12 protein-coding genes are annotated in these 12,466 nt (G+C 67.3%); 8 read left to right on the top strand and 4 right to left on the bottom strand.

The features are described 5' to 3' along the window. The first annotated feature begins 199 nt into the window (after positions 1 to 199). From CI15_RS32455 to CI15_RS32435, 5 genes are all read left to right on the top strand, one after another. Positions 200 to 490, top strand: a complete 291-nt coding sequence (locus CI15_RS32455) for a hypothetical protein (protein WP_062137024.1) — start codon at positions 200 to 202, stop codon at positions 488 to 490. Between the two features lie 138 nt (positions 491 to 628). Continuing rightward, positions 629 to 1,831, top strand: coding sequence for a CpaE/TadZ family protein (locus CI15_RS32450; RefSeq protein WP_062137021.1), 1,203 nt, complete (start codon positions 629 to 631; stop codon positions 1,829 to 1,831). A gap of 191 nt (positions 1,832 to 2,022) precedes the next feature. Beyond that, the gene (locus CI15_RS32445; RefSeq protein WP_062137019.1) at positions 2,023 to 3,462 is read left to right on the top strand and encodes a nicotinate phosphoribosyltransferase; all 1,440 of its coding nucleotides are present in this window, start codon (positions 2,023 to 2,025) and stop codon (positions 3,460 to 3,462) included. Positions 3,463 to 3,489: 27 nt separating this feature from the next. Further along, a complete protein-coding gene (locus tag CI15_RS32440; protein WP_062137016.1) occupies positions 3,490 to 4,053 on the top strand; it encodes a nitrogen fixation protein NifQ in 564 nt (187 codons plus the stop codon). Between the two features lie 49 nt (positions 4,054 to 4,102). Then, positions 4,103 to 4,510: a winged helix-turn-helix domain-containing protein gene (locus tag CI15_RS32435; RefSeq protein WP_420915893.1), complete on the top strand. Its 408-nt coding sequence runs from the start codon at positions 4,103 to 4,105 to the stop codon at positions 4,508 to 4,510. Between the two features lie 34 nt (positions 4,511 to 4,544). Here CI15_RS32435 and CI15_RS32430 read toward each other — a convergent pair whose 3' ends face one another. Together CI15_RS32430 and CI15_RS32425 are read right to left on the bottom strand one after the other, a co-directional pair. After that, positions 4,545 to 5,891 carry a DUF2325 domain-containing protein gene (locus CI15_RS32430; RefSeq protein ID WP_062137008.1) on the bottom strand — a complete coding sequence of 449 codons (1,347 nt, stop codon included), beginning with the start codon at positions 5,889 to 5,891 and terminating at the stop codon, positions 4,545 to 4,547. Between the two features lie 207 nt (positions 5,892 to 6,098). Next, positions 6,099 to 6,980, bottom strand: a complete 882-nt coding sequence (locus CI15_RS32425) for a LysR family transcriptional regulator (RefSeq protein WP_062137005.1) — start codon at positions 6,978 to 6,980, stop codon at positions 6,099 to 6,101. Positions 6,981 to 7,103: 123 nt separating this feature from the next. Here CI15_RS32425 and CI15_RS32420 point away from each other — a divergent pair, with 123 nt between their 5' ends. The 3 genes from CI15_RS32420 to CI15_RS32410 all read left to right on the top strand — a co-directional run bounded on the left by CI15_RS32420 (position 7,104) and on the right by CI15_RS32410 (position 10,279). After that, positions 7,104 to 8,690 carry an MFS transporter gene (locus tag CI15_RS32420; RefSeq protein ID WP_062137002.1) on the top strand — a complete coding sequence of 529 codons (1,587 nt, stop codon included), beginning with the start codon at positions 7,104 to 7,106 and terminating at the stop codon, positions 8,688 to 8,690. A 156-nt stretch (positions 8,691 to 8,846) separates the two neighbouring features. Continuing rightward, the gene (locus tag CI15_RS32415; protein WP_062136999.1) at positions 8,847 to 9,326 is read left to right on the top strand and encodes a nuclear transport factor 2 family protein; all 480 of its coding nucleotides are present in this window, start codon (positions 8,847 to 8,849) and stop codon (positions 9,324 to 9,326) included. 89 nt (positions 9,327 to 9,415) lie between these two features. Further along, complete coding sequence (locus CI15_RS32410) at positions 9,416 to 10,279, top strand: 2OG-Fe(II) oxygenase (protein ID WP_062138364.1); 864 nt, start codon at positions 9,416 to 9,418, stop codon at positions 10,277 to 10,279. Positions 10,280 to 10,318: 39 nt separating this feature from the next. Here CI15_RS32410 and CI15_RS32405 read toward each other — a convergent pair whose 3' ends face one another. Both CI15_RS32405 and CI15_RS32400 read right to left on the bottom strand, forming a co-directional pair. Next, entirely contained in the window at positions 10,319 to 10,756 is a 438-nt protein-coding gene (locus CI15_RS32405) for a GNAT family N-acetyltransferase (protein ID WP_062136996.1), read from the bottom strand. 51 nt (positions 10,757 to 10,807) lie between these two features. After that, on the bottom strand, positions 10,808 to 12,247 hold the full coding sequence (locus CI15_RS32400) for an MFS transporter (protein ID WP_062138362.1): 1,440 nt from the start codon (positions 12,245 to 12,247) through the stop codon (positions 10,808 to 10,810). Positions 12,248 to 12,466 lie beyond the last annotated feature (219 nt).

Raw genomic sequence — 12,466 nt, 5'->3', positions numbered from 1 at the left:
GGGGCAGCGCCGGATCAGGACCGGGCCGGCGCGATGAAGCGGGGAGAGAGGCCACAGTCTCCGAAGAGAGACGAATGTACGAGGTGAACCGGGTGCCGTGTCCGTGGGTTGGCACGGGCACGGCGACCTGGCCCACGGCCGGGGCGCTGCCGCCGAACGGCACGACCTGGCGCAATCTTGATCGACATCGGGGGTTGTCATGAAACCACAACTGATTCGCAAGCCGGCCGTTCTGGAAGCAACGGGGCTCAGTTACCGGCGCTATGTCGCGGCGTCGCGCGCGCGATTTTTCGCACAGACGGCGGGCTCGTCGGTCGATCTGCTGACGTTGCTCGTCGCCGAAGCGCTTGAGCGCCGCGCCCAGGCCGAGATGCGCCGTGGCGTGTTGCGCGACGCGCTGTACGATCTGCCGGCATCCGCTGAACGCCGCGCGGCGCACCCGCGCGACGAGGAAGCCGACGGCGACACCGAAGCCGACGCCGACGCTTGACGCACCGCCGCGCCGGGTGATGGTTTTCAGGGAGTCGCTCACCGGTAGCGAGCCTGCGTCGTAGCCTGCGTCGTCGATCGCGAACAGACGCCTTGAATATAAAAACAAGCATGACGCACCACGCGCCGCCGAGTTGCCATGATCGACATCTTCCTGATTGCCGCCAGCATTGAAAACGCGCAGCGCATCGTCGTGCGGCTCGAGGAGAGCGGCGTGCGTTACCGGCTGCACACCTTATACGGTTCGGTGCTGCAACTGACGATGCATGCGCGCCTCGTCCGCAGCGCCGACCTGCTGATCGTCGACGACGCCAATCTGCACGCGCACGGACTCGACGGCATCGAGGAAACGCTCGTCGGCGCGCCGGCGCTCCATTGCATGCTGGTGACGCAAACGCCGTCCACCGCGCTGGCCAGCGCGGCGCGGCGCGTCGGCGTGCGGCACGTGCTGTCCTGGCCGCTCGATCGGCAGGCCGTCGCCGACGCGCTGACACAGATCGAAGTGGAGCGCCGCGAACCCGAGCGGCGCGGCGCACGGGTGGTGGTCCTCGCTTCGAGCAAGGGCGGCAGCGGCACGACGCTGATCGCGGTCAACCTTGCGTGCGCCCTCGCCGCGCAGCGCGAGCGGCGTGTGCTGCTGATCGATCTGAGCCAGCAATTCGCCGACGCCAGCCTGCTGATGGCGAATCGCCCGCCGCCGATGACGCTCGCCGACCTGTGCTCGCGCAACGAGCAGCTCGACGCGGCGTTGTTCGACGCGTGCGCGATGCACGTGCGCGCGAACCTCGATCTGCTCGCCGGCGCCGGCGATCCGTTGAAGGCCGCGGAGCTACTGCCCGAGCAACTCGACCGGATTCTGACGCTGGTGCGCGAGCGCTACGACGCGGTGCTGATCGACGTCGGCCCGAGCCTGAATCCGTTGACGATCCGCGCGCTCGCGCATAGCGATGCGATCTGCATGGTCGTGCGGCAGAACCCGCTGTACCTGCATGGCGCGCGCCGCATGCTCGAAATCTTCCGCGAACTGGGCCATCCGCTCAGCAAGGTGCGCGTCGTCGTCAATCAGTACGACAAGAACGCCCAGATCAATCTGCCGATGCTCGAACGCACGCTCGGCGCGAAGGTCGCGCATCAACTGCCGCGCGACGATCTGCGTGTCAACGAGGCACTGAGCCGCGGCGTGCCGCTCGTCACGTCGGCGCGCGACAGTGGGCTCGCGCAAGGCATCGGCCTGCTCGCGAACATGCTCTGGCCGGTGAGTGCCGAGCGCCGCAGGAGCATGCTCGGCCGGCTGCTCGCGACGTGGCCGAAGCGGCCGCCGCAATTGAAACCCGGGGTCTAGGCCGCCGGCTCGCCTGGCGCTGCCGCTCGGATGCGTCCCGTGTGAAGAGAAGCCGCTGTCCGATCACGAGCGCTATCGCGCGTACCGGAGTAAGGTGAAGTTTCGGGTGATACCCGGCCTTTTTCGACGTCGGACCGGCTCGCGCCGCCCGGCCACTCCAGCGAGACAATCACGTGAGCGCAGCACCGTCCATGCAAAGCACGCAGGGTTTCAGCGACCTCGCCTCGATCCTGTCCAATCTGATCCTGAACACGGACTCGTACAAGGCGTCGCACTTTCTGCAATATCCACCCGATGCATCGGCGATGTTCTCGTACATCGAATCGCGCGGCGGACGTTACGAGCACACGCTGTTCTTCGGCTTGCAGATGCTGCTGAAGGAGTACCTGTGCCGGCCGGTCACCGCCGCGATGATCGAGCAGGCCCGCGCTTTCTTCAGCGCGCACGGCGAGCCGTTCAACGAAGCGGGCTGGCGCTACGTCGTCGAGCAATACGGGGGCTATCTGCCGGTGCGGATTCGCGCGGTACCCGAAGGTTCGCTCGTGCCGACGCATAACGTGCTCGTGACGGTCGAATGCGACGACCCCCAGGTGTTCTGGCTCGCGTCGTATGTGGAGACGATGCTGATGCGCGTGTGGTATCCGATCACGGTCGCGACGCAAAGCTGGCATCTGCGCCAGACGATCCGCGCATATCTGCTGAAGAGCAGCGACGATCTTTCGCAACTGCCGTTCAAGCTGCACGATTTCGGCGCGCGCGGCGTGTCGAGCGCGGAGTCGGCGGCGATCGGCGGCGCCGCGCATCTCGTCAGCTTCATGGGCTCCGATACGGTGCTCGGCGTGGTCGCGGCCAATCACTTCTACCACGACAGCATGGCCGCGTTTTCGGTGCCGGCGGCCGAGCACAGCACGATCACGTCGTGGGGCCGCGAGCGCGAAACCGACGCGTATCGCAACATGATCGAGCGCTTCGGCAAGCCGGGCGCGATCGTTTCGGTGGTGTCCGACTCTTACGACCTGTTCGCTGCGCTCAACGCCTGGGGCACCGAACTGAAGCAGGCCGTCCTCGATTCCGGCGGCACGCTGGTGATTCGCCCGGACTCCGGCGATCCCTGCACGATCGTGCTGCATACGCTGCGTGCGCTGGAGGCGTCGTTCGGCTCCCAGACGAACAGCAAGGGGCGGCGCGTGCTCAATCAGGTACGCGTGATTCAGGGCGATGGCGTGAACCCGGATTCGATCGCCGCGATTCTCGCCGCGATGGACGAAGCCGGCTTCGCCGCCGACAACATCGTATTCGGCATGGGCGGCGCGCTGTTGCAGCAGATCAACCGAGATACGCAGCGCTTCGCGATGAAGTGCTCGGCGATCCGGCTTGGCGATGCATGGCACGAGGTGTCGAAGGATCCGGTCACCGATCACGGCAAGCGCTCGATGAAAGGCCGTCTCACGCTGCTGCGCCATCGTTGCACCGGCGAGTACCGGACGGTCACGTTGCCGATCGTATGGGACGAACACACGGTGGCGGGCGAGTGGGACGAAGCGCTCGCGACGGTGTTCGATACGGGCCGTCTACTGGTGGATACGTCGCTGGCCGAGATTCGCGGCCGGGCGTATGCGAACGAAGTCTGATTCACTTTTGCTTGCACGGGGATAGCCATGTCCGACGATCCGCTGACGGCCGACCCCTTGCGGGCATGGCTAGGCAAGGCCACTGATCCCGAATCCGCCGACACCCGTCTGTTCGCCAAACTGATCGCCGCGCGCGACGCTCGCGACGAACTCGCGTTGCTCGGCCTGCAAGCGCACGCATGGCACGCGCTGCTCGCGCGACACTTTGGTCGCGCGAGCCTTGCGCCGTTGCCGCTCGCGGTGATCCCCAGCGAACACGCGAGCTTCGTCCACGCACTGCACGCGCTGCTCGTCGCAAACGCCAGCGGCACGGTCCATCCCGACGACGCGCAGTGCCTCGCGACGATCATCGCCCACGCCTGTCTGCGTCCCGATCATCTATGGCGCGACCTCGGCCTCGCGGGCCGCGATGAAGTGACATGGATGCTGACGCGCTACTTTCCGGTGCTGGTCGCGCGCAACGTCGATAACCTGCGCTGGAAGAAATTCCTCGCCGCGCAATGCGCGCTTTCGTTGGGTTTGCAACCGGGACCCGCGCCGGGCTGCCCGGGCTGCGAAGACTACGGGTACTGCTTTCCAGGGCAGCGTTGAGGCACGCGGGGAGGTGGCGGCGCGAGGCTGTTCGTGTATGCTTGCGCGCATGGCCGACACCGCAAAACCCGCCAAAACCAGAGCCGCACCGGCGACCCGGTCCACCAGGACGCGTCCCGAAGTGCGCTTCCGAATGCGCATCCGCAACGGCGATGCAGTCGCGCTCGGGCCGGGCAAAGTCGATCTGCTCGAAGCGGTGCGCGAATACGGGTCGATCTCGGCGGCGGCGCGCAGTCTCGGTATGTCATACCGGCGCGCGTGGCTGCTGATCGACGAGCTGAACCGCTCGCTGAAGTCGCCGGCCACGCTTTCGGAGCAGGGTGGTCAGAGCGGGGGCGGCTGCACGCTGACACCGGTCGGCGAAACCATCATTCACCTGTATCGCGACGTCGAGGAAGAAGCGCGGCGAACCTGCGCGAAGCAGATCGCCGAATTGATTAAGCTGCTTCGCGTGTGAGAGGCCGGCGTTTGCGTCTGTGTGTGCGATGCGCTCAGCCGTGCCGCAAACAGAACGGCGAAGGCGGCGCATTTCGAAGCTGCGCGACGTGCTCGGGATGCAGCCGCGCGATCAACTCGACGAAGCTCGCGACACTCGCCGTCCGCAGCGGGTGATAGTCGATTCCGTGACGCTCGCAGATCCGCTTGAGCGTATTCATCGAATCGTGATCGACGCAATCCACCGGAAACACGACGATATCCGCACCCGGCAGCGCGGCGGCAAGCAGCCCTTTGCGATCCTCCAGGCCGCCGTCATGCACGACCAGCTCACCACCGGCCGCGTCGACGAGCCGCTTGAGCGCGGCATTGGAGCCGGGCCGGCCGCCCACGTAGACGATCCGTTTGCCCTGCACGCCGTCGAGACTCGCGCGGCGCGGGCCGGTGCCGTTCTCGGCATCGGCGGCATCGACGGTTGCGCGTTCGAGCGCATCACATTCGCTCTGCACGAGCTTGAGCAGCGCGAGCGCCTGATCGCGGCTGTGACGCAGCGCCACGGCCGCGTCCTGTTCCTGCTGCATGCGCTGCTCGGCCGCTTCGCGCCGGCTCGTATGCAGCGCCACGCGTTGATCGGCAGTGGCGAGCCATTCGCGCAGTTGCTGCACTTGCGCCTCGAGCGTGGTCGTATCGGCGGGCAACGGGTTTGACTGAAGTCGCGCGATCTGTTCGTTGAGCGCCGCGATCGATGCATCGCGCTCGATCACCAGTTGCTGGATGCGGCTTTGTTGTCGCTCGACCTTCTCTTTCAGCGTGGCGTTTTCTTCCTCCAGTGCCACGAGCCGGCGTATGTCCGCGCGATTGGCCGCGCCGACCAGATGCGACAGCATGTGCAACTCGCCGAACGCTTTCTGACGCACCGGCATCGTCGCGAGCGGGTGGGTCATCAGCGCCCAGTAAGCGGGTGGGATGTCGCCGTTTTTGAGCGCGTCGTCCCATAGGCTCAGCAACTCGACGTCGTCGGCGGCTTGGGTGAAGCGGCGGATCGCGCCCGCGTAGCGTTCGTCGAGCAGTTTGTGCAGCGCCTTCGCACCCGGGCCGCCCGCGATCGCCAGTTCGACAGCCGTGTGGTGGATCTCGAGATCGCTCGCGTCGCGGCGATCGAGGTCGGCAAATTTCGGCACCAGCTTGCGCAGTTCGTGCGTGCTCAGACAGGTCCCGATGATCGAGCAATGCAGATGACTGTCGAGTTCGGACAGGCGCGCGCGCCGCCTGACGTTTGCCGGGGTTGCGTCGACCGGCGAGCAGCATGCGTCGCGCGGCGCCTTGATGCCGGTGCTCGCAAGCTCGTCGCCAGATAGCTTCAGGCGCGGGGGCTGGGCCAGAGGAAACGGGGGCGTGTGCATGAAAGTCTCGAATCCGGTTCGGGTCAGGCGTGTCGTGCGCGGCGCGATGTATTCAGGTGGATATAGCGGTGGGCAAAAAAAATGGTCTTCGGCGATGCGTGCCTCAAGACCTACCGTGATATCCGTCAGGATATAACGAAAGACGAGTCCTGTGTTGGCGCGGAACCTGACCACCGTCGCTTTCAGCGACGTCGATCGAGAAAGTGGTTAGTCTGTACCGCCGCGTGCGAAACGTAGAAACGCTTTGACGGCCGGCGCGCGCTCGTGCTGGCGGAACGCGAGCGCGATTTCTGACGCAATCGGCCGGCCGGCGATGTCGCGGTAGACGACGCCCGGCAGCGCAATGCAATCGGCCAGCGTATGCGGCACGACCGACACGTATCCGCCGAGCGACACGCAGGCGAGCACGGCGGCGAGCGTGCCCGGACGGGGCCCGAGCCGCGCCGCGAAGCGCCCGCGTCGCGCGACTTCGAAGGTGCCGGACTCCTGCTCGGGCAGCACGAAACACTGGTCGCGCAGCTGCGCGGGCCGCACGCTGGCCGACTCGGCGAGCGGCGAATCGGCCGGCAGGGCGAGCACGAAGCGATCGCGATGCACGCTCATGGCCTCGATGCCGGTCGCGAGCGGCATCGGCGGACGCACGTAGGCCGCGTCGAGCATTCCATCGCCGAGCATCGCGGCGACCGCGTCCATTGGCACTTCGCGGATCGATACCTCGACGCCCGCATGCGTGTTGCGAAAGCCGCCGACCGCCTTCTGCAACACACCCGCATAGGCAGCCGAGGCCACATAGCCGATCTCGACGCGTCCCACCTCGCCGCGCCCGGCGAGCAACGCGCGCTGCGCGGCGCGCTCGAGATGATCGAGCGCGATCAGCGCTTCGGCGAGATAGGCGCTGCCCGCCGCGCTCAGCGCGACCGAGCGCTTCGTGCGATGGAACAGCCGCACGCCGAGCAGGCGTTCGGTTTCCTGAATCAGCCGCGTCAGCGACGGCGCGGCGATGCCAAGCTCGTCGGCGGCGCGCGCGAAATGCAGCGCCCGAGCGACGCACACGAAGGCACGGATATGACGCAGTTCCAGTTGTCGCATGCTTTTCCAGTATTGACTGAATCGCTAATTATTCTGTGATTTTAGGTCAATGACAGGCAATAGTACGGTCGCTACGATGACGTCACTTCCGCACTGTCCTTCGCGTCGCCGCGAGCCGCCCCTATGTCATTGCTTCGCCACCGCCATGCACCGGCACCGCCGGTATCCGCCGCCCGACCCGCTTTCGTGCTGGCCATCGCGTCGGCCACCTGCGCGCTGATCGTGCTCGATACCAATGTGGTCGCCGTGTCGTTGCCGTCGATCGCGCGGTCGTTTCACGCGAGCTTCGCCGCCGTCGAATGGGTGGTCAGCGCCTACATGGTCGCGTTCGCGTCGTGCCTGCTGTGGGCAGGCGCGCTCGCCGATCGCGTGGGCCGCAAACGCATGCTGCTCGTCGGGCTCGCGGTGTTCGCTCTCGCCTCGCTCGGTTGCGGGCTCGCGGCGTCGGCGCTCGCGTTGAACGTCGCGCGCGCGCTCAAGGGTGTGGGCGCGGCGATGCTACTGACGGCCGCGCTCGCGGTGATCGCCAACACCTTCCACGACGGCCCCGCCCGCGTGCGCGCGTGGGCCGTGTGGGGCACCTGCATGGGTGTCGCGACCACGATCGCGCCGCTGGTCGGCGGCGTGATCACGCAATGGCTCGGCTGGCGCTGGATCTTTCTGTTCAATCTGCCGGTTTGCGGCGTGCTCGGCTGGTGCGCGTCGCGCGAGCTGGCCGAGTCGCGCAATCCCGCGCCCGGTCCGCTCGACGTCGCCGGCAGCCTGCTGTTCGGCCTCGCGCTTGCGTGCGGCATCTGGGCGCTGATCGACGCACCGTCGCACGGCTTCGCGAGTGGGGCGACCGGCGCGCGGCTCGCGGCCTGCGCGTTGCTCGGCGGCGCGTTCGTCCAGTTGCAGCGGCGCCGCGCGCATCCGATGGTCGATCTCGCGCTGTTCCGCCAACCGCGCTTCGTCGCCGCGGTGCTCGCCATGTTCGGCTATGCCGCGTGCGCGCAAGTGATGATGACGTTCCTGCCGTTGTATCTGCAGAACGCGTTCGGGCTGTCAGCGATCGCGGCGGGGATCGGCATGCTGCCGTTCGCGCTCGCGATGGTGGTGGGCCCGTACGTCGGCGCGGCGCTCGGCAAACGGATTGCGCCGATGCTGCTGCTGAGCGCGGGCCTGCTGCTGATCGCGCTCGGCAATCTGCTGACCGCGCTCGCGGCGGGCGGCGCGCAATATGCGTGGGTCGCGGGCGGGATGATCGTCACCGGACTCGGCGCGGGCGTGCTGAACGGCGACACGCAGAAGGCGATCATGGCGTGCGTGCCGCCGGAGCGGACCGGGATGGCGTCGGGGATCAGCACGACGACGCGTTTTACCGCGATCGTCATGTCGGTCGGTGTGCTCGGGGCGGTGCTGGCGGCGCACGCGCGCGCGGCCTTCGTCGCGACTGTGCCGCTGACGCCGGCCGTACGCGCCGCGCTCGACGCCGGCTTCATGTCGCGCGTGATGGCGGGCGACACCGCGCAGGCCACCGCGTCGCTGGCGCCTGCACTGCGCTCGGCGCTGACGACGGCCGCGCAGGCGAGCTTCGCGGCCGGATTCGCGGCGGCGCTCGGCGTCGCGGCGCTCGTGGCGGCGGCCGTGGCGGCGGTGGTGTGGGGGCTGGCGGGACGGGCGGAACTGATAAGGGCGAGGGGGGCGCGGGGGGCGGTATCGGAGGGGTAAAGCCGTCGTCGGCTTGCGCCGGCCCCCCCATTCACGCCGTTTTCCGCTATCGTGTGCGCCATGCCCGCCGCCTGCCTCGCGCGGGCGCGTTTTAACGGAGCGCGGCGCGGCTTTGCACGCGCATGAAGCGCTCCCGCAATAGACCACACGATATCAATGAGCCATCCGAACACCGAGTTGATCGAACGTTTCTACACCGCCTTCCAGCAGCGCGACGCCGAGACCATGGTCGCCTGTTATGCCGACGACGTCGTCTTCAGCGACCCCGCCTTCGGCGAACTGGTGGGCGACGAAGTGCGCGACATGTGGCGCATGCTCGTCAAGCATGCGCAGGACTTCACGCTGAGCTTCAGCGACATCGAGGCGGACGACCACACCGGCCGCGCGCAGTGGGTGGCGCGCTACCGTTTCGTTCAGACGGGGCGCGACGTCGTGAACCGCATCGAGGCCCGCTTCGTGTTCCGTGACGGCTTGATCGTCGAGCATCGCGACAGCTTCGATCTGTGGCTGTGGATGCGCCAGGCGATGGGCGTGCGCGGTACGCTGCTCGGCTGGTCGCCGTTCGTGCAGCGGCTCATCAGGCAGCAGGCGCGCCGCGGGCTGCTGCATTATCGCGGGCAGTTGAAGCGCGAATAGGCGCGTGCGCGGGCGCGTGTCTTGCGCTGGCTATCATCGAAGCAGCAGCGAGCCCGCGCCGCTTGCCGGGCCGCAGCAAAGGGCAAACCATGCAAGTCGTCGATGCCGCCTGGCAAGAATGGCTGAGCAGCAATGTCGAACGCGGCTGCACGCCGGGCTCGATGATCGACGCGATGGTAGCGGCCGGCTTTGCCGCCGCCGACGCCCGCGCCGCCGTCCGCCACGCGTTAGACCAGCGCTCGGCCGACCGCCCAGCGGCGGCCAGCGTTGCCGACGACCCTACCACGCAGCCTTATCGATACGACGCCACGACGGTCGCGCGCGGCAACCTGATGCGCGCCGACGATCGCGACGTGCGCGTGCTGCTGCGCTGCGAGCGCCCGCAACTGGTCGTGTTCGCCGATGTGCTGTCGGCCGCGGAATGCGACGAGCTGATCGCACGGTCGCGGCATCGGCTGAAGCGCTCGACCACGGTCAATCCGCTGACCGGCACTGAGGACGTGATCCGCAACCGCACCAGCCAAGGCGTCTGGTATCGGCGCGGCGAGGACGCGTTGATCGCGCGGATCGAACGGCGCATCGCCAGCCTGACGAACTGGCCGATCGAAAACGGCGAAGGCCTGCAGGTGTTGCATTACGACACGAATGGCGAGTACAGCCCGCATTTCGACTACTTCACGCCCGATCAGCCGGGCAGCTCGGTGCACACCGCCCAGGGCGGACAGCGCGTCGCGACGCTGATCATTTATCTGAACGACGTCGCCGACGGCGGCGAGACGGTGTTTCCGGCGGTGGGCCTGTCGGTCGCGGCGCGCGCGGGCGGCGCCGTGTATTTCCGCTACATGAACGGCGAGCGTCAGCTCGATCCGTTGACTCTGCACGGCGGCGCACCGGTGCTGGCCGGCGACAAATGGATCATGACGAAGTGGATGCGCGAGCGGGCGTACGGCTGAGGCTGAGGCACGCGAGCTGGACGCGTGCCCACGCAGGGTTCATCCGGCCACTTTATAAACATCCGGCCGATGCAACTCCATATACCGCTCGGGGTTCTCGAGCGACGTGAACCCATGCGGCGCATACACGTGATGCGCGTCGGTCGTGACCAGCACGATCCTGCGCAGCGTGGCGAGCGAAGGGCTCGCAAAGATATGTTTCATCAACGTCGACGCGTAGCCGCGGCCGCGATACGCGGGCAGCACGAACACGTCGCACAGGTAGGCGAAGGTCGCCTCGTCGGTGACGAGGCGCGCGAACGCGATCTGCTTACCGTCGACAAAGCCGCCGAAGCAGAGCGACCCGGCGACGGCACGCTCGAAGGTCGCGCGCGGCATGTCTCGCGCCCACGGCGTTTCCCGCGACAGGAACAGGTAGACCATGTCGAGGTCGAGATCGTCGTTGCGGCTGGACATCGTCAGTTCGCCTGCTTGCACGGCATGTCTCCTTTTGATCATCGAGTAGCGGTAGCGCGGTTAGCGCGTGCGCTAGCTCTTCGCCGTCGACTCACCGCCGCGCGAACCCCCGCCGATACTTTGCCCGGCATTGCGGGCAAGCCCCAGATACCCGAGCACCGACAGCAGCGTCAGCACCCCGGCGAACAGGAACGCGAGGCGGAAATCGTCGAGCGTGAACACGTGGCCGGTCGTCTCGCCGTTGAACAGCGCCGCGACGCGCAGCGACACCGCGCCGAACGCGATGCCCAGACCGATCGTCATCTGCGCGGCCGCGCTCCATAGCGTGCTCGCCGCGCTCATCTGCGGCTGCGGGATATCGGCGTAGGCGAGCGTCGCGAGCGTCGAGAACTGCATCGAGCGCGCGACGCCGTACACGAACACGACGATCAGCACGAACACGAGCGGCACGTTCGGCGTCAGCAGCCCGCACGCGATGATGAAAATGCCGGCCACCGCCACGTCGACGATCGACACCATCCGGAAGCCATAGCGCTGCAGGATACGCGTGGTCAGCGCCTTCATGCCGAGGTTGCCGACCGCGCTCGCGAGCAGCAGCAGACCCGAGCGGAACGCCGACAGACCGAAGCCGACCTGGAACAGCAGCGGCATCAGGTAGGGCACCGCGCCGATGCCAATGCGCGTGAACGACCCGGTAATGACCGTTACCGAGAAGGTCGGCACCTTCAGCGTCGACACGTCGACGAGCGGGTAAGGATGATGCTTCGCGTGCAGGAACGCGATCACGCCGACCAGCAGACCCGCCGCCACGATCGCGATCGCGAGCCACGGGTTGGTGGCCGGTTGGCTCGCGAGCTCCGCGCCGTAGAGGATCGCGGTCAGCGCGACGCCGCTGAGCAGAAGGCCGACGACGTCGAGCGGCTTGCGATCGGTGCCGCGCAGATTCGGCACGATGGCGAGCGCCACCGCGATCGCCGCGAGACCGAACGGCACGTTCAGCAGGAAGATCCAGCGCCACGACGCGTAGGTCGTGATGAAGCCGCCGATCGGCGGCCCGACCACCGGCGCCGCGATGGCGGGCCAGGTGATCGTCGAGATCGCCTGCATCATGCGGGCTTTTTCGGTGCTGCGGACCACGATCAGCCGGCCGACGGGCACCATCATCGCGCCGCCGATGCCTTGCAGCAGCCGCGCGGCCGTGAACTCGGGGACGTTCTGCGACAGCCCGCACAGCACCGACGCCACCGTGAACACGCCGATCGCGCTAACGAACACGGTGCGTGCGCCGCAGCGGTCGGCGACCCAGCCGCTCGCCGGGATGAAGATCGCGAGCGCCAGCATGTACGCGGTCATGCCGAGGCTCAGGCTGTTCGGACCGACGCCGAACGAACGCGCCATCTGCGGCAGCGCGGTGGCGATCACCGTGGTGTCGAGGTACTCCATGAAGAAGGTGGCCGCGACGATGTACGGCAGCCAGCCGACGTGCGCGGTGCGGGTGCCTGCGGGGCTCATCGCGCGATCTCCCATGCCGCGCGCCCGCGCGCGCAAAGATCATTGACGAGCCGGCGCGGAGCGCGCGAAGAGTTTGACTTCATGGTGCTTGCGACTGCCTTTCGATTGCGTTTTTGTATCTCTGCCGGCGTCCGCAAGAGCGGGCCGGAGCCGCGAACGGTCGCGGCGGGCTGGCGCGAACATCAGCTTGCCTGATTGCCAGCCCTGAATCCTAACGCA

The sequence above is a fragment of the Paraburkholderia monticola genome (assembly GCF_001580545.1).
GTDB lineage: Bacteria > Pseudomonadota > Gammaproteobacteria > Burkholderiales > Burkholderiaceae > Paraburkholderia > Paraburkholderia monticola.
Note: the sequence above shows the minus strand (reverse complement) of the source record. Positions and strands in the feature narration are given on the sequence as shown.

Excerpts from the sequence above, each read along its gene's own strand:
- CI15_RS32455 (WP_062137024.1), top strand. The coding sequence starts at position 200 with ATGAAACCACAACTGATTCGCAAGCCGGCCGTTCTGGAAGCAACGGGG.
- CI15_RS32450 (WP_062137021.1), top strand. The coding sequence starts at position 629 with ATGATCGACATCTTCCTGATTGCCGCCAGCATTGAAAACGCGCAGCGC.
- CI15_RS32445 (WP_062137019.1), top strand. The coding sequence starts at position 2,023 with ATGCAAAGCACGCAGGGTTTCAGCGACCTCGCCTCGATCCTGTCCAAT.
- CI15_RS32440 (WP_062137016.1), top strand. The coding sequence starts at position 3,490 with ATGTCCGACGATCCGCTGACGGCCGACCCCTTGCGGGCATGGCTAGGC.
- CI15_RS32435 (WP_420915893.1), top strand. The coding sequence starts at position 4,103 with ATGGCCGACACCGCAAAACCCGCCAAAACCAGAGCCGCACCGGCGACC.
- CI15_RS32430 (WP_062137008.1), bottom strand. The coding sequence starts at position 5,891 with ATGCACACGCCCCCGTTTCCTCTGGCCCAGCCCCCGCGCCTGAAGCTA.
- CI15_RS32425 (WP_062137005.1), bottom strand. The coding sequence starts at position 6,980 with ATGCGACAACTGGAACTGCGTCATATCCGTGCCTTCGTGTGCGTCGCT.
- CI15_RS32420 (WP_062137002.1), top strand. The coding sequence starts at position 7,104 with ATGTCATTGCTTCGCCACCGCCATGCACCGGCACCGCCGGTATCCGCC.
- CI15_RS32415 (WP_062136999.1), top strand. The coding sequence starts at position 8,847 with ATGAGCCATCCGAACACCGAGTTGATCGAACGTTTCTACACCGCCTTC.
- CI15_RS32410 (WP_062138364.1), top strand. The coding sequence starts at position 9,416 with ATGCAAGTCGTCGATGCCGCCTGGCAAGAATGGCTGAGCAGCAATGTC.
- CI15_RS32400 (WP_062138362.1), bottom strand. The coding sequence starts at position 12,247 with ATGAGCCCCGCAGGCACCCGCACCGCGCACGTCGGCTGGCTGCCGTAC.